The 20,263-nt window shown below is 36.7% G+C and carries 20 protein-coding genes and 1 other annotated feature; of the genes, 15 read left to right on the forward strand and 5 right to left on the reverse strand.

Annotated elements, in window-relative coordinates:
- Positions 1-51 precede the first annotated feature (51 nt).
- The 3 genes from NHG49_RS02200 to NHG49_RS02210 all read left to right on the forward strand — a co-directional run bounded on the left by NHG49_RS02200 (position 52) and on the right by NHG49_RS02210 (position 1,877).
- Positions 52-1,269, forward strand: a complete 1,218-nt coding sequence (locus NHG49_RS02200; protein WP_149173996.1) for an MFS transporter — start codon at positions 52-54, stop codon at positions 1,267-1,269.
- A 71-nt stretch (positions 1,270-1,340) separates the two neighbouring features.
- Complete coding sequence (locus tag NHG49_RS02205) at positions 1,341-1,592, forward strand: helix-turn-helix transcriptional regulator (protein ID WP_002070345.1); 252 nt, start codon at positions 1,341-1,343, stop codon at positions 1,590-1,592.
- A 12-nt stretch (positions 1,593-1,604) separates the two neighbouring features.
- The gene (locus tag NHG49_RS02210; RefSeq protein ID WP_064477231.1) at positions 1,605-1,877 is read left to right on the forward strand and encodes a hypothetical protein; all 273 of its coding nucleotides are present in this window, start codon (positions 1,605-1,607) and stop codon (positions 1,875-1,877) included.
- 44 nt (positions 1,878-1,921) lie between these two features.
- On the opposite strand, the gene NHG49_RS02215 is transcribed toward NHG49_RS02210, so the two are convergent.
- Complete coding sequence (locus NHG49_RS02215) at positions 1,922-3,205, reverse strand: MFS transporter (RefSeq protein WP_000738835.1); 1,284 nt, start codon at positions 3,203-3,205, stop codon at positions 1,922-1,924.
- A gap of 108 nt (positions 3,206-3,313) precedes the next feature.
- A complete protein-coding gene (locus tag NHG49_RS02220; RefSeq protein ID WP_098110757.1) occupies positions 3,314-4,627 on the reverse strand; it encodes an alkaline phosphatase family protein in 1,314 nt (437 codons plus the stop codon).
- Positions 4,628-4,781: 154 nt separating this feature from the next.
- Here NHG49_RS02220 and NHG49_RS02225 point away from each other — a divergent pair, with 154 nt between their 5' ends.
- Both NHG49_RS02225 and proS read left to right on the forward strand, forming a co-directional pair.
- Entirely contained in the window at positions 4,782-5,075 is a 294-nt protein-coding gene (locus tag NHG49_RS02225) for a YesK-like family protein (protein WP_064477233.1), read from the forward strand.
- A 93-nt stretch (positions 5,076-5,168) separates the two neighbouring features.
- Positions 5,169-5,375, forward strand: a binding site (T-box leader).
- Positions 5,376-5,421: 46 nt separating this feature from the next.
- Positions 5,422-6,852 carry a proline--tRNA ligase gene (gene proS / locus NHG49_RS02230; RefSeq protein ID WP_098110756.1) on the forward strand — a complete coding sequence of 477 codons (1,431 nt, stop codon included), beginning with the start codon at positions 5,422-5,424 and terminating at the stop codon, positions 6,850-6,852.
- 114 nt (positions 6,853-6,966) lie between these two features.
- Here the strand turns inward: proS and NHG49_RS02235 are convergent, their stop codons facing one another.
- Entirely contained in the window at positions 6,967-8,049 is a 1,083-nt protein-coding gene (locus tag NHG49_RS02235; protein ID WP_258125479.1) for a cell wall anchor protein, read from the reverse strand.
- A 307-nt stretch (positions 8,050-8,356) separates the two neighbouring features.
- On the opposite strand from NHG49_RS02235, the gene NHG49_RS02240 reads away from it, so the two are divergent.
- The 7 genes from NHG49_RS02240 to NHG49_RS02270 all read left to right on the forward strand — a co-directional run bounded on the left by NHG49_RS02240 (position 8,357) and on the right by NHG49_RS02270 (position 14,938).
- On the forward strand, positions 8,357-9,226 hold the full coding sequence (locus NHG49_RS02240; RefSeq protein ID WP_064477236.1) for an ROK family protein: 870 nt from the start codon (positions 8,357-8,359) through the stop codon (positions 9,224-9,226).
- Between the two features lie 137 nt (positions 9,227-9,363).
- Positions 9,364-9,960: a TerD family protein gene (locus tag NHG49_RS02245; RefSeq protein WP_064477237.1), complete on the forward strand. Its 597-nt coding sequence runs from the start codon at positions 9,364-9,366 to the stop codon at positions 9,958-9,960.
- 23 nt (positions 9,961-9,983) lie between these two features.
- On the forward strand, positions 9,984-10,568 hold the full coding sequence (locus NHG49_RS02250; protein WP_000146727.1) for a TerD family protein: 585 nt from the start codon (positions 9,984-9,986) through the stop codon (positions 10,566-10,568).
- Positions 10,569-10,650: 82 nt separating this feature from the next.
- Positions 10,651-11,229 carry a TerD family protein gene (locus tag NHG49_RS02255; protein WP_048559725.1) on the forward strand — a complete coding sequence of 193 codons (579 nt, stop codon included), beginning with the start codon at positions 10,651-10,653 and terminating at the stop codon, positions 11,227-11,229.
- A 73-nt stretch (positions 11,230-11,302) separates the two neighbouring features.
- Positions 11,303-12,094 carry a TerC family protein gene (locus NHG49_RS02260; protein ID WP_064477238.1) on the forward strand — a complete coding sequence of 264 codons (792 nt, stop codon included), beginning with the start codon at positions 11,303-11,305 and terminating at the stop codon, positions 12,092-12,094.
- Positions 12,095-12,205: 111 nt separating this feature from the next.
- On the forward strand, positions 12,206-13,837 hold the full coding sequence (locus NHG49_RS02265) for a YceG family protein (RefSeq protein WP_064477239.1): 1,632 nt from the start codon (positions 12,206-12,208) through the stop codon (positions 13,835-13,837).
- Between the two features lie 18 nt (positions 13,838-13,855).
- Complete coding sequence (locus NHG49_RS02270) at positions 13,856-14,938, forward strand: toxic anion resistance protein (protein ID WP_001064414.1); 1,083 nt, start codon at positions 13,856-13,858, stop codon at positions 14,936-14,938.
- A gap of 82 nt (positions 14,939-15,020) precedes the next feature.
- On the opposite strand, the gene NHG49_RS02275 is transcribed toward NHG49_RS02270, so the two are convergent.
- Together NHG49_RS02275 and NHG49_RS02280 are read right to left on the reverse strand one after the other, a co-directional pair.
- Entirely contained in the window at positions 15,021-17,687 is a 2,667-nt protein-coding gene (locus NHG49_RS02275) for a cation-translocating P-type ATPase (protein WP_064477240.1), read from the reverse strand.
- A 192-nt stretch (positions 17,688-17,879) separates the two neighbouring features.
- Positions 17,880-18,104 carry a DUF1128 domain-containing protein gene (locus NHG49_RS02280; RefSeq protein WP_000366197.1) on the reverse strand — a complete coding sequence of 75 codons (225 nt, stop codon included), beginning with the start codon at positions 18,102-18,104 and terminating at the stop codon, positions 17,880-17,882.
- A 174-nt stretch (positions 18,105-18,278) separates the two neighbouring features.
- Here NHG49_RS02280 and NHG49_RS02285 point away from each other — a divergent pair, with 174 nt between their 5' ends.
- From NHG49_RS02285 to NHG49_RS02295, 3 genes are read left to right on the forward strand one after another with little or no spacing between them, the layout of a single operon-like run.
- A complete protein-coding gene (locus NHG49_RS02285) occupies positions 18,279-18,743 on the forward strand; it encodes a low molecular weight protein-tyrosine-phosphatase (protein WP_000250910.1) in 465 nt (154 codons plus the stop codon).
- A gap of 53 nt (positions 18,744-18,796) precedes the next feature.
- A complete protein-coding gene (locus tag NHG49_RS02290; RefSeq protein WP_016133535.1) occupies positions 18,797-19,312 on the forward strand; it encodes a DUF4075 domain-containing protein in 516 nt (171 codons plus the stop codon).
- 6 nt (positions 19,313-19,318) lie between these two features.
- On the forward strand, positions 19,319-20,188 hold the full coding sequence (locus tag NHG49_RS02295) for a YihY/virulence factor BrkB family protein (RefSeq protein WP_001226522.1): 870 nt from the start codon (positions 19,319-19,321) through the stop codon (positions 20,186-20,188).
- Positions 20,189-20,263 lie beyond the last annotated feature (75 nt).

A 20,263-nucleotide genomic window follows, 5' to 3' on the forward strand; every position in this document is an offset into this window, starting at 1 on the left:
TCTTACAAAATAAATTAGACCGAACGGTCGGTTTATGAAAGGGGAATGAAAATGAACGCTTTATTTAAAAACCGAGCATTTATGCTCGTTATGGCATCTGATATTTTACAACAATTTGCAATTTGGATCAGAAATATGGCTCTTTTATATTTCATAATGGAGCGAACGAATAATGATCCAGTTTCAGTTTCGTTGTTATCGGTTATGGAATATGCACCTATTTTTATTTTCTCGTTTATCGGTGGTGCACTAGCTGATCGCTGGAATCCGAAAAGAACGATGGTTGCTGGAGACGTATTAAGCGTACTGTCTATTATAGGAATTGTCTTGTTGTTAAAGCTGGATTATTGGCAGGCTATATTTTTTGCAACACTCATTTCCGCGATTGTAGGTCAGTTTTCTCAGCCATCATCTTCGCGTATATTTAAGCGCTACGTAAAAGAAGAGCAGGTAGCAAATGCGATTGCATTTAACCAAACGTTACAGTCATTATTTCTGATTTTTGGGCCAGTAGTAGGATCGCTTGTGTACACACAACTTGGTTTATTTACGTCACTATATAGCTTAATCATTTTATTTTTGTTATCTGCTATAGCCCTTTCATTTTTACCAAAATGGGTGGAACAAGAGCAAGTGGCGAGAGGTTCATTAAAAAATGATATAAAAGAAGGATGGAAATACGTTCTTCACACGAAAAATTTACGTATGATTACGATTACTTTCACCGTTATGGGCTTAGCTGTTGGACTAACGAATCCATTAGAGGTATTTCTTGTAATAGAGCGCCTTGGAATGGAAAAGGAAGCAGTTCAATATTTAGCCGCAGCTGATGGAATCGGTATGTTAATCGGTGGTATTGTTGCTGCAGTTTTCGCTTCAAAAGTGAACCCGAAAAAGATGTTTGTATTCGGTATGAGCATATTAGCAATGTCATTTTTAGTAGAAGGGCTATCTACATCATTTTGGATTACTAGTTTCATGAGGTTTGGAACAGGTATTTGTTTAGCTTGTGTTAATATAGTCGTCGGTACGCTTATGATTCAACTTGTACCAGAAAATATGATTGGAAGAGTAAATGGAACAATTTTACCACTGTTTATGGGGGCAATGTTAATCGGAACTTCACTAGCTGGAGGATTGAAGGAGATGACCTCACTAGTTACTGTATTTTGTATAGCAATGTCACTTATTTTGTTAGCAATAGGTCCGGTTTTACGTATGCAAATAAAGAAAGAAGATATTGTGAATCGAGAGGAAATGACGAATTGATTAGTTTCGAAATAGCTATTGTAAGGGAGCAGAATTGCTCCCTTTTCTTGCGGCAATCTTTTGACAATGATATGCCCCAACTATATACTGATGATGTAAAAACGATTTTACAGGTTAGGAGAAATGGTGTGAAAAATCAAATCTATGAATTACGCACTGAAAACAATATTTCACAAGGTGCATTGGCTGATAAGTGTAAAGTTTCTAGACAGACGATAAATGCAATTGAGAATAATAAATATGATCCAAGCTTAGCGTTAGCATTCCGTTTAGCTGAAGTATTAGGAACAACTGTTGATAAACTATTTTTGTACAAGCTGTAGGGGGAGTAGTTGTTGGGGAAAGAGAAAATAAGTCTTGTAGTTACGGCATTAGTAGCTATAAGTACGTTAGTGTTTGCACTTTATTATTGGTTAACTGAACTTCAAGTAAACTGGTATGCACTATTTATTTGTAGCATCGCATTACATTATATGTTTAAAAGTTTGGCATCGGTAGGTTTTAATAAATGGGTTGATTTTCATAACATACCTCTTTTGTTTGCGTTATGCGCTGCGATAGTTGTAAAGCCGGCTGTAGAATTTTTAATTGTAAGACGTTATCGCTAAAACTAAAGAAAAGATCCTCTTCTCATGAGAAGAGGATCTTTTCTTTATAGCGTTTTAGTTTTTGGACTAGGTGGTGTAACGGATGTATCATTTTCGGGAACCCTAGTTAGTAAGAATCCACCGATAACGAACAGTACAATAATACTAAGGACACCAGCGTTGGTTTTTCCTGTTAATTGCGTTGTAACACCGACTAATACTGGCCCCATAATTGCCGCGAATTTACCAAAGATATTATAAAATCCGAAGAATTCATTTGCAGATTCTTTTGGTACCAGTTTTGCAAAATAGGAACGACTAAGTGCTTGAATACCACCTTGAGAAGTGGCAACTAACATTGCTAAAATCCAGAAATCGAGTGTCGTTTTTAAGAAATAAGCATATATGCAGATAATGATATAAATAATAATGCCGACGTATAGCATTTTTTTACCTGTAAATGTTTCTGATAACTTTCCGTATAATAAGGCGAATGGACAAGCTACAATTTGTGTGACAAATAAGATGATTAATAGATTCGTTGCACTAATACCGAGATCTGTTCCGTAAGCGGTAGACATAGTAATAATTGTATCGACCCCGTCAATGTAGAAGAAGTAAGCGATTAGGAACATAAATACAGTTTTATATTCTTTAATATTTTTAAAAGTATCAGCAAGGCGTTTGAAGCTCATTGCAATTGGTCTTGGATGACGTTCAATGTAATGTGTTTGCTCTACATTTTTTAACATTGGAATTGTAAATAATCCCCACCAAAGAGCTGTTATTGCGAACGAAATTTGACTAGCAATGCCGACTGATAAAGGGATAGTTCCTTTTTGAGCAAGAATAATAAGAGCGATACAACCGATAAAAGGAATTGTGCTCCCAATATAACCTAATGCAAAGCCCCTTGTAGAAATTCGGTCCATTCTATCTTTAGAGGTAACATCTACTAAAAATGCATCATAAAAAATGTTTGCTCCCGCAAAACCGACTAATGCGAGCATATAGCAGCCTAGTAATAAGTACCACTGAGATGTTGGGACGACTGCTAGCATACTTGTAAATACGATACCGAGTCCAAAGAAGAATGTGAAAAATCGTTTTTTAAATCCTTTATAATCAGCAACTGTGCCGAGAATAGGAGCAAGTATAGAAATTAAAAGTGTAGCGAAAGAGTTCGCATATCCCCAATATGCCGTTGAAGTTGCACCAGATAGTCCGGCTTCTTTTGCAGCTGCTTTAAAGTAAATTGGAAATAATGCAGTGGTAATGACGAGCGAATATACCGAATTCGCCCAATCGTATAATATCCAGCTTTTTTCTTGTCTGGACATTTTTTTCATATAATGTTCCCCCTTAAATTTGTTCTACTAACAGTGTACAAAAATAAAAATTATAAAAAGAGAAACAGTGATGATTTTTACATAACTTTTACATATATACACAGTTCTTTACAATTGAAGTAAATCCTCTACAATTGATCCGTCTGTTTCACCTAAGTGTAAACCGAGTAGTCTAGCGATAGTTGGACCTTCATCAATAAGTCTCATATACGGAATGGTAACGCCGCTTTTTATCCCTTTCCCAGCAGCGATAAAAATTGTTTCATAGTTAGGTTTTGTTGGAGAGTATCCATGCGTACCAAATGTATATTTTTTACTAGGCGTAACATCTTTTTCAGTAATTTCTTTTATAAAATCGCCTGTATAGTTTTCAGTGAAATAATATCCTTCTTGTGCTTCCAACATAAATAAACAATTACCATCTGCACCGCAGTCTTTTGCAGCTTCATCATGAAGCATAAATTCAATACCGTTTTGTTTATTTTGAAGTAACTCTTCAAGTAGTAGTTGTACTTTTTGAATTGTATCCGTATCATTTTTGTCCTTCACATATACATAGGCAGAGCCGTCGCAACTTTGGCAATAGACCTTCCAGTCTACTAATTTTCCTTTTGAATTTATAGATATAAGCCCTTTTTGATGAAATAGTACATTTAATTGAATGGCTTTGTTTTCACTTAAGGCGCTATGATCACCGAGAGCGATAATTGTACTTTCTTCGTATAGGTCACTGTCTTTTAAAGCTTGAATAATTTTTCCTAGCCGTTCATCATGTCTATAGATAGCAGCTATTGTTTCGTTAGATTCAAAGCCGTGATAGTGTCTTTGAGTGTCTAAATCGGTGAAATGTACAAACATGACATTAGGCTTCTTCGTCTGGATTGTATGCACAGCAGAAGCAAGTACGAAATCATCGAGTTCAGGTTGTGACAGCCCATTTCGTATATGGCCGAAGCGCTGATTTAAATCTAATTGATATAGCGGGCTACCGCTAAATAATGAAACTAAGATTTGATTTTGCCACGGTCTATTTGGAAAGATTTCTGGTAAATTGTAATCAATATTTGCTCTGCCGGTAACAGGCCATAGAAGGGCAGCTGTCGTTAAATTTGCTTTACGTGCTTCATCGTATAACGTTGTTCCTTTAATGGATTTTCGGTACCAATGCCAATCTGGTGACTCGCGTCCAGGTTGAAGTAACGTATTGCTAACTACACCATGTTTATTAGGGTAGTTTCCAGTAACGATTGTTGAGTGACTTGGATATGTTACAGAAGGATAAATAGGTTCCACTTTTCTCGCAATCGCGCCCTTATTTATTAATGTTTGGAAATTAGGAAGTTTTTGTAATATAGGAAAATCTAAAGCTGATAAGCAATCGAAAGATAAAATAATGACGTGATTTGTTAATGCTTTATCCATAAAGTTCCCTCCTGATTATATAAAACCTATTCTTATATATTACTATTAATACCTAGTAATAAAAATATATTTCTAGGTAAAAATTTATTATTTATTTTCAGAAAAATTAAACATGTAATTAAGTATAAGGGAATGAATGGAAGGAGGGAATACTATGGAGTGGCTAGATGGATTTAGTATCTTTTACATCATTGGCGGAATTACGATTATCCTTGTATTTGCTATTTCGTATTTACTAAAGAAACGGTTTCCAAACAAACAGTTCGATATTATATTTGCACTTAGTTTAATACTTCTGTGTTTAGCATCTTTTCCCGTTACAATGATGGTGATTGGTGGATGGGAAGGAATGGGATATGGATTTATTGGTTTCTTCGTTCTACTTGGTACACTTATCGGTATGATTGCACATCAACTTGTAAAAATCTCGCGAAAAAGCTACGTATAAAACTGCAGAAAATGAAAAGAATATATAAAGATGAGAAAATTAGCTATTGTTTTAAAAAAGAATTTATATTATGATAATCAACAAATTTATTTCGTTATAACGATGAAAAAGGACTAGTACATGTTCAATCTTTTTAGCAGAGAGAGAATCCGTCAGGCTGAAAGATTCTTAAAAAGGCGATATGGAACCTACCTTTGCGTTCTGCATATGCAGCGGGAATTTCCCGTTATCAAAAAGAGAGCATGCGCAATTTTTGTGCATGAATCAGGGTGGTAACGCCGGCAAAGCTCGGTCCCTATTTAGGGACACGGGCTTTTTTGTATTTTCAAAAGGAGGAAGACTGACTATGGCAAAAGAACAAGTACAAGCGATTACGAAGATGGAAGAGGACTTTGCACAGTGGTACACAGATATTGTAAAAAAAGCAGAACTTGTTGATTATTCAAGTGTAAAAGGATGTATGATTCTACGCCCGTACGGTTATGCCTTATGGGAAAATATGCAGAAAGTTATGGATGAGAAGTTAAAAGCAACTGGTCATGAAAATGTGTATATGCCAATGTTTATTCCAGAAAGTTTATTGCAAAAAGAGAAGGATCATGTAGAAGGATTTGCTCCTGAAGTAGCATGGGTGACACATGGTGGGGATGAAAAGTTAGCGGAGAGACTTTGTGTACGCCCTACATCTGAAACTTTATTTTGTGAGCATTTTTCAAAAATTGTGCAATCCTATAATGATTTGCCAAAGTTATATAATCAGTGGTGTTCAGTAGTTCGTTGGGAGAAAACAACGAGACCATTCCTTCGTACAACGGAATTCTTATGGCAAGAGGGTCATACAATTCATGAAACAGCAGAAGAATCGCAAGCTGAAACGTTACATATTTTAAATCTATATGCTTCTTTCTGTGAAGATTACTTAGCGATACCAGTAATTAAAGGGCAAAAAACAGAAAAAGAAAAGTTTGCAGGAGCAAAGGCAACTTATACGATCGAAAGTTTAATGCATGATGGGAAAGCACTTCAAACAGGAACATCCCATAACTTTGGAACGAATTTCTCTGAAGCATTTGATATTAAATTTTTAGATCGCAACGGTAAGTGGCAATATGTACACCAAACATCTTGGGGTGTATCAACAAGAATGATAGGTGGACTTATTATGGTTCATAGCGATAATAATGGTCTTGTAATGCCTCCTAAAGTCGCACCAGTACAAGTTGTTATTGTGCCGATTGCTCAGCATAAAGAAGGAGTTTTAGCGAAAGCAACAGAGTTACAAGAACATATTCAAAAGGTTGCACGAGTAAAAATAGATGCTAGTAATAAAACACCAGGCTGGAAATTTAATGAGTATGAAATGAAGGGCATTCCAATTCGATTAGAAGTTGGTCCTAAAGATATTGAAAAGAATCAAGTTGTACTTGTTAGAAGAGATACGAAAGAAAAAGAATTTATATCAATGAATCAATTGGAAAAACGTATTCCAGCACTACTTGAGGAAATTCATAATTCTTTATTTAATAAGGCAAAAGTATTCCGCGATGAGAATACGTATAGTGCGACGAATTTCGAAGAGATGAAAAAAGTAGCTGATGAAAAGCAAGGATTTATTAAGGCAATGTGGTGCGGAGAATTAGCTTGTGAAGAGAAGCTAAAAGAAGAAGTTGGAGTATCTTCTCGCTGTATGCCTTTTGAGCAAGAGCATTTAGCTGACCAATGTATTTATTGTGGTAAAGAAGCTAAACAAATGGTGTATTGGGGAAAAGCGTATTAATGCTTTTTTGATAGATGATAAAAAGGACTTTGGGCTGCATAATAAAATGCAATCCAAAGTCCTTTTTAGTTTTGCAATTTGTTTCATGTATGTTTTAGATGGAAGGATGTGTTTTTATTTTGCGTTTTTACGGCGAATAAATAGTAACATACCGATTAGGAATGTTGAAAGTCCCATTAAAATAGATGCAGGATAATGCGTTGCCGTATTAGGTAACTTATCGCCTTCTTTTTTCACATTATCTTTTACATTCCCACCTTGGGATCCGTTGCCACCTTGAGAACTGCTATCGCTTTTAACGCGGTTGCCGCCTTGTGAGCCATTCCCACCTTGAGAACTGCTATCGCCTTTAACACGGTTACCACCTTGAGAACCGTTGCCGCCAGAACCGTTACCACCAGAACCGCTGCCACCAGAACCGTTACCACCGGAACCGTTGCCGCCGGAGCCATTGCCACCAGAACCACTGCCACCGGAACCGTTGCCGCCGGAGCCATTGCCACCAGAACCACTGCCACCAGAGCCACTGCCGCCAGAACCGTTGCCACCAGAGCCACTGCCATCAGAACCGCTACCGCCGGAGCCATTGCCACCAGAACCACTGCCGCCAGAACCGTTGCCATCAGAACCGTTACCGCCAGAACCATTGCCGCCAGAGCCGTTACCACCAGAACCATTGCCGCCAGAACCGTTACCACCGGAACCATTGCCACCAGAACCATTGCCACCAGAACCGTTGCCACCAGAACCGTTGCCACCAGAACCGTTGCCATCAGAACTGTTACCGCCAGAACCGTTGCCACCAGAACCGTTACCACCGGAACCATTGCCATCAGAACCGTTACCACCAGAACCGTTACCGCCGGAGCCATTGCCACCAGAACCACTGCCATCAGAACCACTGCCATCAGAACCGTTGCCACCAGAACCATTACCACCGGAACCATTACCACCAGAACCACTGCCATCAGAACCGTTACCACCGGAACCATTGCCACCAGAACCACTATCGTCCTGAGAACCACTGTTTCCTGGTGGCTTATTATTATCTTTTGAGTTGCCTTCTGCTAAATGATCGTTATTTTGTACAATTGCGTTTGCTGCTGGAGAGAAGTTTTCCGTTGTTGCATTACCGATATTTAAACCGCTAAAAAAAGATAAAGAGAGTGTTGATGCTAAAATGAAGATTTTCGTCATTGTTTTCCTCCTAAGAAATTAATATTCCATCTAAAATACATCCCTTTGTAATATTTCTTAGGAAAAAGAGTTTTATGCAAAAAAAACTATATATAGAAAAAGGTGGTGTGTTTTTGAAGAGAGAAAAGAGTTAATGTAAACTCTTTATCCCGCTATTTGACGGGTAGTAAGATCCCCACCTGAAAATTCAGCGAAAGCAAAGAATTTAGGTGGGGGATGAACAAAACCCCACTGATTAAAGTTTCACTTTATAAATAGTGGAGCAGTGAGAATTTTACACTCATTACAGTAGAGGAAGTGACAGCAGATGAAAGAATATATTGCATTTGATATTGGTGGTACACAAATTAAATATGGAATTGTTTCAGAAACAGGGACAGTACTAAAGCATAAAACAGTTCCAACAGAAATTCATTTGGGTGGGGAACAAATCATTCAAAAACTTATTCTTCTATCCCGAAAATTAATGAATGAACATACGATTTCGGGAATTGGCATTAGTACTGCGGGAATTGTTAATATTCATAAAGGGGTTGTAACGGGAGGGGCGGAGCATATTCCGAACTACGCGACTATTCCTATTATTGATAGATTGCAAGGGGGATTACAAGTTCCTGTATCCGTTGAAAATGATGTGAATTGTGCAGCTTTGGGTGAGAAGTGGAAAGGTATTGGAAACGGAAAAAGAAATTTTATTATGCTTACTCTTGGAACTGGTATTGGAGGAGCGATATTTATAGATGGAGAGTTATACAGAGGACATTCTTTTAGTGCTGGTGAATGGGGAAATATGTTAATAGAAGGAAAGCAGTTTGAAGAGGTCGCTTCCATTTCAGGGTTAATTCGTCTTGTGCGAAAATATAAAGGTGAAAGTGATTGGAATGGAAAAACGATTTTCGAACTGTATGATAAAGGAGATAGAGAAGTTACGCAAGCAGTTGAGGTTTTCTTTAAACATTTAGCGATTGGAATTAGTAACCTTGCTTATATTTTTAATCCAGAAATGATTGTTATAGGTGGAGGAATTACTGGTAGGGGAAATCAGTTCTTAAAAGAAGTAAAAAGAGAAGTAGAAAAATATTTAAATAAAGAGATTTATAATAATTGTGAGATTGAACTTGCACAAAACGGAAATTGTGCAGGAATGGTTGGTGCTATTTACCACTTCTTACATTAGCATAAATAAGTTATATGAATGTTTTCATATAACTGAGAATTTATCCTTTTTATCACTAGGTAAATAATGCTACAATATAAGGGAAGAATACAATATTTTCCGATTTGGAAAATGCTTTGTAGAAAGGAAGAAACTTCATGCCTATTATTTTAGAAAAAGGTCAAAAGATCGATTTAACGAAAGGACAACCAAAAGTAGCAAAACTACAGGTTGGCTTAGGCTGGGATCCAATTGGACAATCAGGTGGGTTTCTGTCTTCATTATTTGGAAGTAAACCAAGTGTAGATTGTGATGCATCTGTTGTTATGTTAGAAGGGGATCGCTTTTTAAACAAAAACGATTTAGTTTACTTCGGAAACAAACTTTCTACTTGTGGTAGTATTATTCATTCAGGAGATAATTTAACAGGTGAAGGCGCTGGTGACGACGAAACAATTTTCGTAGAATTACATAAAGTTCCGAGCCGTATTAATCGTTTAGTATTCGTTGTAAATATTTATGACTGTGTAAATCGTCGTCAAGATTTCGGGATGATTCGTAATGCATATATTCGTATTCAAAACCCGCAAACTGGTGAAGAATTAGCACGCTATAATTTATCGGATAATTATGCTGGCAAAACGACTCTAATTGCAGGTGAAATGTATCGCCACGGAAGTGAATGGAAGTTTTCAGCTGTTGGAGAAGGCACACAAGATAAAAACTTAAGTGAGATTGTATCACGTTATCAATAAAATAAACCGAGGAGGAATTGAATATGGCATCAATTTCATTGAAAAAAGGACAAAAGGTAGACTTAACAAAAACAAATCCAGGTCTTTCAAAAGTTCTTGTAGGACTTGGTTGGGATACGAATCGTTATGACGGACAAAACGATTTCGATTTAGATGTTAGTATTTTCTTAGTAGGTGCTAACGGTAAAGTTTCAGGTGCAGAGGATTTCGTCTTCTATAATAATCCAAAAGGTGCGAATGGTGCTGTCGAGCATTTAGGAGATAACCGAACTGGCGAAGGTGAAGGCGATGACGAATCGATTAAAGTAGATTTAAAAAATGTACCTGCACATATCGAGCGTATTTGTTTCTCAATCACAATTTACGATGGAGAAGGTCGTAGCCAAAACTTCGGACAAGTTTCTAACTCTTTCGTACGTATTTTAGATGAAGAAAAGAATGCAGAGTTAATTCGTTACGATTTAGGAGAAGATTTCTCTATTGAAACAGCTGTTGTAGTAGGGGAATTATACCGTCATGCAGGTGACTGGAAGTTCAATGCAATCGGAAGTGGGTTCCAGGGCGGATTAGCGTCTCTATGTAATAATTTCGGTTTAGATGTAGAGTAATAGATTTTATATATCCATCGGTGAAACATATGTTTACTGATGGGTATATTTTTTAAGATATAAAATATAGAGGTGAATGTAAATGGTTATTCAATTGCAAAAAGGACAGAAGATTGATTTAGGTAAGACAAGCCCTGGCTTAACAAAAGCAGTAATTGGTCTTGGATGGGATATTAAATCTTATGACGGTGGATCAGATTTCGATTTAGATGCATCAGCATTCCTATTAGATGCGAATGGAAAATGTACGAAGGAAACTGATTTTATTTTCTATAATAATTTACAGTCTCCTTGTGAATCTGTTCTACATACAGGAGATAACCGCACAGGTGAAGGTGAAGGCGATGATGAACAACTTGTTGTAGACTTGAAGAAAGTTCCGGCAGATGTGCACAGAATTGCTATTACAGTTACAATTTATGATGGAGAAGGCCGTAATCAAAACTTTGGACAAGTTGGAAACGCATTCGTTCGTTTAGCAAATGAAGAAACGAATGAAGAAGTTCTTCGTTTTGATTTAGGGGAAGATTTCTCCATCGAAACAGCAGTTGTCTTTTGTGAATTATACCGTCATAATGGACAGTGGAAGTTTAATGCAGTAGGAAGCGGTTTCCAAGGTGGATTAGGTGCGCTTGTAAGAGCGTATGGCTTGGATGCATAAGAAGGGAAACGATATTCGTTTCCTTTTTTTGACCTTTCTATAAATCTAGCAAAGAATAGGGGATAAAGGTAAGATGAGTATTTTGCAAGGAATCCTTGATACGTATGCTCAGTTTTTCGACTTGGACATGTGGATTAGAGTGTTGCAAGATCCAGTATCTTGGGGATTAATAGGTACACTTGTTGTACTTGAAGGGTTGTTATCTGCTGATAACGCACTTGTATTAGCGGTAATGGTAAAACACCTTCCGGAAGAAAAGCGTAAAAAAGCATTATTCTATGGACTTATTGGAGCTTATGTATTCCGTTTTATTGCGATTGGAATTGGAATGTTCTTAATTAAATTAGCGTGGGTAAAAGTGTTAGGTGCACTTTACTTAGCTTGGCTTTCGGTTAAATACTTCATTGATAAAAGAAAAGGTAACGCAGAAGAAGAGGAAGCTCATGGTATGAACCAAAACAGTATTCTCTTCAGAATGTTTGGTGTCTTTTGGGGAACAGTTGCGATGGTGGAATTAATGGATATCGCGTTCTCTGTAGATAGCGTACTTGCTGCATTTGGTGTATCAAATCAAGTTTGGATTCTATTATTAGGCGGAATGCTTGGTATTTTAATGATGCGCGGTATCGCTGGCGTATTCTTAAAATTGTTAGAGCGTATTCCAGAACTTGAAACGACAGCATATATTTTAATCTTAATTATTGCAGCAAAAATGTTATTGTCTGTTATTCATATTGAAGTAAGCCATACGCTATTCTTTATTATTTTAGTTGTAGCATTTGGAGCAACGTTTATACTTCACTACATGAAGAATTCTGGACAAGCTAAAGAAGAAGTTGCAGCTACTAAAAATAATCATAAATAATTGAAATGGGTTTGCTCGTTATGCGAGCGCCCATTTTTTATAACTAAAAATAGTTTATAATAGAAGAGAGACTTTATAAAAAAAAGTAAATGTTTTTGGAGGTGAACTGTTGTGTTTTCACGTTTTACACTTCAACCATGTGCATTAAAAGACGAATCAGATTTAAAGCAATTTGAAGCGCTTTTAGAAAAACGCCCACAATATGAACTGACAGAGAATGAGATGAAGTTTAGTTATATAGCAACTCGTATTCTTGGTGTTCCTAATGATGTAGATGAATATTTCAATGAGCTATTTGATTATAGTGAAGTAAAAGGGATTGTGGTTTTGCATGAACAAAATTTAAATAAGGTGATTGATCCCGAAAAACTGCGCCATATCCAAGAGGTTTTTACATTACATCAAGAAGCACCGAATGGCCTTACAGTAAATAGGCTTGTCGCCCATCTGTCTGGAAAACAACTATTACCACAAGTAGACAATCCTGACTTACAGCATTATATACATACGACGTTTATTTCTGTATTGAAATTGTATGAAAAACAACATAACCAATCATTAAAAACAGAAGGATTCCGTCGTTTCTTAATCGATATGATTAAGTTAAGTGACAATTACGTAGCGAAGTGGTTCTCTACGATTAATTATAAGAAACAAATGCCACGCATCATTTGGTACGGTGATGCACAGGAAAGCCGTATATATTTCTTATACTTTCTTATTATGCTCGGTTGCGATGTACTTTATTATCACCCAGAAGGAAAAGATGGATTTGAGAATGTTGATGAGGAAGGAAGAAGTTTTGTTGTGTCTTATCCAAGTCGGATTTCTCTTGAACCATTTCCAGATCGCCGCCGTGAGCGAGTTGCGACAGTAGCGTATCAGGCTTCAAAAGAAATTGAACAAGTACTTCACCACGATAACTCACTGCTGTACAAGCCATGGCAATTTCGTTCCTATACGCCTGTAGCTCGTACGCTCAAAACAACGTATGATGAACTCTTTTTAATTACGAAAGAAAAGGCATTTGTGCGTCCAACATTCTTTGTTGAAAATAAACACATTTATATCCCTTCTTTATTTGCGAAAATATCAGGTGTCTCAAAAAATGATAAAGAATATTTTCAGCGATTAAAGGCTGTTACATCGTTTGATAACAGTTTATTAATTAATACATTCCCGTTTACGAAAGAACAAAAAGCGAATTTCCAATATCATTACCGAGATGCGTTAGACCGCGGGGGGAAATTACACCCTGATTTAATTATGAACAGTCATTGGTGGCCACATAAACGTTTGCCAGAAGGATTGCAACATGGTATTGCAGAGGCGATCATCCATACGTGCGAAAGTGAAATGTGTAAACCCATTGCGAAAGAGACGAAACAAGATGTAGCACTGTATGTTTTCGCACAGCTTTCTCAAATACCACCGAACATTTTAGAGCAACTTGAGAAATTTGATTACTCGCAAGAAGTACCTAAAATTGTTATATTTAATAATGAGAAGAGCGGAGAATTAAGCCGTTCGGATGCTGTTTTATTACTATTTTTAAATCAAATAGGAGTAGATGTATTCCACTTCAATCCAACGGGACGAAATGATATTGAACCGTATATTGATGCAGCAGCATTTGATTCGCATTGGCTTGAAGAAGTTAATTTCGATCTTGAGTTTCATAGTTCATCAGCCTATAAAAATTTATCACAAACAATAAAAGGACTATTTCGTCCATTTTTATAAGGAAAGGGAGAATACCATATGAATAACCCAGTCGTACTAGATTCGAAAACAGAATTAAATGAGCAAACAGCACAAGATGTTCGCTTACAACTTAGACAAGATGCAGATGTGCAACGTATTTATAATTCGGTAGATATTAAAGATCAATTAGAATTAATTGAACTTGGAAAAGAACCATCTATGGAAATTTCACGTTTCGCTGATCAAATTTTACATACAATGTCTTTATCAAAAATAGAAGACTCTGGAGAATTATTAAAACAGCTTGGTAAAATTATGGATAGATTCGATAGCAAAGACTTTGCGGAAGAGAAAAGCGGTTTCTTCTCACGTATGTTCAAAAAAGCTGATAAAATGATTGAACAAATCTTTAGTAAGTACCAAACAATGGGTCGCGAAATGGATAAAGTATACGTAGAAATTACAAAGTATCAAGATGAAATGAAAAAATCAATCGGTACGTTAGATGGTTTATATGAGCAAAATTTAAAATATTATTTAGACTTAGAAAAGTATGTAGTAGCAGGGGAAATGTTATTAGAGCGTTTAAATACAGAGTTGGTTCCAATGTACGAAGAACGTGTGCGTAACAATGACCAATTAGCAGGTATTGAATTAGAATCACTGAAAAACTCTGTTGAAATTTTAGAGCAGCGTATTGATGATTTAGAAAAAGCACGTATGGTTGCGCTACTTACAGCACCACAAATTCGTATGGTTCAACGTGGTAATAATAAATTAATTGGTAAAATCAATACAGCATTTATTACAACGATTCCTATCTTTAAAAATGGTATTATTCAAGCGGTAAATGCGAAACGTCAAAAGCTTGTTGCAGATTCTATGGCTGAACTTGATCGCCGCACAAATGAATTACTTAAGAAGAATGCACAAAATATCGCAACGCAAAGTGTGGAAGTAGCGAGATTATCAGGTTCTTCTAGTATTAAGATGGAAACACTTGAGGAAACTTGGAACATTATTTCAAGAGGTATGCAAGAAACACAACAAATTGAAGAGCAAAATAAACGTGAGCGTGAGGAAAGCCGCAAGCGTATGGCTACGTTAACAGAGAACATAAAAAAAGAATTACAAGGATAAAGTGAAACTTTAATCGGCGGGGACATCTCCCACAAATAGTGAAATAGGTGAAAAGGCAATGAGGAATAATCCTCATTGCCTTTTAGTTTCTCTTTACTAATTTAATGATCTCATTCACAACAAGTGGAATAATACTTAATAAGAGAACAAATCCCCAATCTCGCATCGTTAATGCATGTACACCGAATATATTTGCAAGAGGTGGGATGGAGATAATACAAACTTGCATAAGAACACCGATAAGAAGGGAGAAGACTAAATATTTATTTGTAAAAATCCCAATTGAAAAAATGGATTTCGTTCTTGAACGCAAGTTAAATGAATGAACGAGCTGAGAAAAACTAAGAACGACAAATGCCATTGTTTGAGCGTGTAATAGAGCATCTTCATCAATTTTCTCTGGGAAAAGAGGAAATAAATTTGTATCTCCGGTATAGAATTTTGCCCCGATGATAAAGGCTGTTAGCGTTAAAAGTCCAATGACAGCCCCATTGAAAATAAGAAAAGGAACGCTACCACTAAATAAGCTTTCTTTCGCATGTCGTGGTTTTTCTTTCATCACATCTGGATCTTCAGGATCAACCCCAAGTGATAATGCAGGTAGTGTATCTGTAATCAAATTGACCCACAAAATGTGAATAGGGCGTAGTGGTGTTGCCCAGCCGAGTAAAATCGCTAAAAATAAAGCGATAATTTCTCCAAAGTTACAAGAGAGTAGGAAGAGAATTGATTTTTTTATGTTACGATAAATATTTCTACCTTCCTCAACAGCTTTCACGATAGATGAGAAATTATCATCTGTTAACACTACATCCGCTGCTCCTTTTGCAACGTCTGTTCCTGTAATGCCCATCGCTACGCCAACATCAGCCTGCTTTAAAGATGGAGCATCATTGACACCATCACCAGTCATAGAAACGATATTTCCTTTTGCACGTAATGCTTTTACGATTTTTACTTTATGCTCTGGAGAGACTCTGGCGAATACATTTAAGTGATTAATTTTATTTGCTAGTTCTGTATCTGGAATGTTATCTAATTCAGTTCCAATCATAATTTCAGATATTTCTTTGGCAATACCAAGTTCTTTGGCAATTGCAAAGGCGGTATCTTTATGATCACCAGTAATCATAACTGTGCGAATACCTGCTTTTTTACATTCTGTAATGGAATCTTTTACTTCAGTTCGCGGTGGATCGATCATACCGACAAGACCAATAAAGATGAGGTTTTCTTCAAGATGATCTATATCCACATCGTTTGAATTGTATTGTTTAAATGCGAATGAAAGTACTCTTAAAGCCTCTTGAGACATTGACCCGGCAGTTTCTAATATTTGATTTTTATCAGCATCTGTTAGAACCTCGATCTTACCGTTTTTAAATATGTGGGTACATCGAGGTAAGAGTTTATCAATGGCACCTTTCGTCATGCTACAGTAGCTTTCATCGTATGTATGAACGGTTGACATCATTTTACGATCCGAATCGAAAGGCAGTTCGTTAACGCGTTCATGTATCTTTTCTAAATGATCTTTTTGCATATTAAAAGTGTTTCCGGCAACAAGAAGGGCGATTTCTGTAGGGTCCCCTGTTTGTGAGTCGGAACCGTAAGAAGCATCGTTGCATAGCACCATATTTTCTAACAATAGACGTTGTACATCATTATTTACATTTAAGTTTTCTAAGTGGTCGTATGTGTTATCACTATAAAAGTGAGTAACGGTCATTTTATTTTGCGTTAACGTACCTGTTTTATCTGAACAAATAATTGTGACAGAACCGAGAGCTTCAACAGCTGGTAGTTTACGAATGATAACATTTTGTTTAATCATTCGCTGCACACCAATTGCAAGAACGATGGAAACGATAGCTGGCAAGCCTTCTGGAATAGCTGCAACGGCTAAACTAATAGCAGTCATAAACATTTCTAACGTATCTCGTCCCTGTAAAAAACCGATGATAAACATAATGACGCAAATAGATACAGCGACAAAGCCTAAATACTTTCCGACTTGTGCTAAGCTCTTTTGAAGTGGTGTCATATCATCGTCTGCTTCATGTAAGAGGGTAGCGATCTTACCAATTTGTGAGTTCATTCCAGTTTCAACAGCGACACCGACTCCGCGTCCGTATGTTACTAGCGTTGACATAAAGGCCATGTTTTTTTGATCACCCAGTGGTACTTGCTCATCACTTTGCATAGAAGGATGGTAGATTGCATCTTTATCAACAGGGACAGATTCACCAGTTAGAGCAGATTCTTCAACTTTCAAATTTGCGGTTTCGATAAGCCGTAAATCACATGGGATATAACGTCCTGCATCCAGCATGACAATATCACCTGGAACGACTTGTTCAGATGGGATTTCTTTTAGTTCACCATTTCGCTTGACGATAGCTTTAGGTGTCGCCATCTTTTTCAATGCCTCTAAAGCTTGTTCTGCTTTTGATTCTTGGACGACACCGATAACAGCGTTTAAAACTACAACGAGCGCGATAATACTTGCATCAGCCCATTCACCTACAAAGGCAGAAATAAGGGCAGCAATAATAAGGACATATACGAGGACGTCATTAATTTGGGCGAAAATACGCTGCCATAACGTGCGTTTTTGTTTTGTAGCTAATTCATTGGAGCCGTATTGCTTTAAACGTTCACTTACAATTTCATCTGTTAAACCGTGTTGTTCGTTTGTTTCTAGGTCGATTAATGTTTGATCTTTCGTCTTACTGTACCAATTGCTCATAAGTAAGCACCTCCAGTAAAAACAGTTAGCAATGGTAGTGTTGCTATTATTTGTGAGTAGTATGTATGGAGAAAAAATCTAAGGTGAGGTTCTACTTCTATTGTACAATATTTTACAGTTAGTTGAAGGGAAGAGAAGAGTTGTCATGAATTTGTTGGAAATAAAAAGAAGCCTCATATAACGAGGCTTTTTTTACTTTTTAATTAATGTACCTAATTCTTCTGTAATAGCTTGCATTTCACTGATGCTGAATGTTTCACGTTTCATAACATGCTCATAAATGTCACGTAAGTCTTCGTACATTTCTTCATTAAAGCTAGCAGCTCTCATCGCTCCAGCATTAACCATACGTAATTTTTCTTTAATAGCTTCGACCATATATTCAACGTTTTCTTCTGACTTTACGGATAAATCCACCGAAGTGTCCCCCTTTAAAATAACATAAGGATATCTTAACATTTTTTATCATTTTCGTTAATGAATCTTTTCAATCCTATTAAATTAGTAGGGATTTCCTTTATAATTAATAATTGGTTGTTTATACTATAAGTATATATTAAGAAATGCACCAAGAAGGGAAGAAACAAATATATGGTTCAAGTATTGTTTGTTTGTCTTGGGAACATTTGCCGTTCACCGATGGCAGAAGCGATTTTTCGAGATCTTGTCGTAAAAGAGGGACTCGAGGAGAAAATTGTCATTGATTCTGCAGGAACTGGAGATTGGCATGTTGGCCATCCGCCACATAAAGGAACACAAAAAATTTTAAAAGAAAATGCAGTCACTTTTGAAGGAATTAAAGCAAGGCAAGTAGAAAAAGAAGACTTAACAAAGTTTGATTATATTATTGCCATGGACAACAAGAATATAGCAGATTTAAAAAGTTTAGGTAAAACTGGAGGCTATATTGGTAGACTGTCCGATTTTGTTCCAGACGGTGGCTGGACAGACGTTCCCGACCCTTACTATACAGGGAATTTCCAAGAAGTATATGACCTTGTAACAGAAGGGTGTGCAAAGCTATTAGCTTTCATTCGAAATGAACAAGGAATATGAGGAAGCTTAGAAAGAAATACTTTCTAATATAAGAAATGAAAGGGTGAAGGAATATGGCAAAGAAAAATAATATTGCTCGAAACATTGCGATTGGTGTAGCTGCAGGTGTAGCTGTATCTATGTTGAAGAAGGAAAACCGTGAAAAAGTAAAAAATACTGCGGAAAAAGCAAAAACAAAGATGATTGAAATCGGTGAAAATGCGAAGATAAAAGAAAAAGTGCAAACTGTTACAGATAAAGGACGCGAACTCGCTGACTTCAATGTAGTAAAAGCGAAAGTAGCAGAAATTAAAAAATTGACGCCGTCTGTTGTAGAGACGTTAAAAGAAACGAAAGAAATTTTTAGTAAGAAAAAGGTTGAGCCAGCAGAGAAGCCAGAAACGATTGAAATTCAAGCTGTATCTTCAAAGGTAGATGAGCTGAAAGCAGAAGAAGAGCCAGTAGTTGCTGAAGATGGCGGTATGAAAGAAGCGCGTGAACTATTTATGAAAGACTCAAATGTAGAGGAAAAAAAAACTGAAGCGTACATTGAGTTGAAGCAAGATAAAGAAGAGAAGAAAAGCGTTTAAACATATATGAGAAAAATTTTAGAAAAGGTGAGGAGACATCGTACTTATTCGTTTGGTAAAGACTTATATGACCGAACGATGCGCGATGATGTAGCGGGCTTGGCAGCACAGCTCGCTTATTTCTTCTTGCTTGCAATTTTTCCTGGGCTCGTTTTCTTAATTACGCTTCTTGGATTTATTCCCATTCAAACAGAGGATGTGCTTAGTTTATTAGAGGTTTATGTACCAGATGATGCAATGAACTTAATTGAGGTAAATGTAGATAAAGTTGTAAATCAGCAAAATGGTGGTTTATTATCATTTGGTTTATTATCCATGTTATGGTTTGCCTCAAATGGTGTTAATGCGGTTATGAATGCTTTTAACCGCGCCTATGACGTGAAAGAAACACGTTCTTTTATTACAACAAGAGCGTTATCAATTGTGTTTACATTAGCTATCATTTTTATGATTGTCTTTGCTTTAATTGTCCCGGTATTCGGACAAGTTATTGGAGCAGCCGTGTTTAAAGCACTCGGTTTATCAGATAGTTTCTCTTTCGTATGGAGCATTACACGCTTAGTAGCGAGTTTCTTCGTACTATTTGCCTTGTTTAGTTTCTTATATACATTTGCACCAGATCGAAAGTTAAAAAGAAGAGAAGTCATTTCAGGAGCAACATTTGCTACTGTAGGATGGATTGTGGTATCGTACTCATTTGCTTATTATGTAGATAAGTTTGCGAATTACGCCAATACATATGGTGGTCTCGGTGGTATCATTATTTTAATGTTATGGTTTTACTTAACTGGATGGGTAATTTTACTTGGCGGTGAAATTAATGGTTTACTCCATCATTATAGGACGGGTGACAATAATTCCCGTAATGAAAAATGACCTCTTGTTCCATAATAATAGGGAACAGGGGGGATATTTCATGAGTAATAATAAAAAGAACCACAACAACAAAAA

Source organism: Bacillus sp. IBL03825 (assembly GCF_024712505.1).
Taxonomy (GTDB): domain Bacteria; phylum Bacillota; class Bacilli; order Bacillales; family Bacillaceae_G; genus Bacillus_A; species Bacillus_A wiedmannii.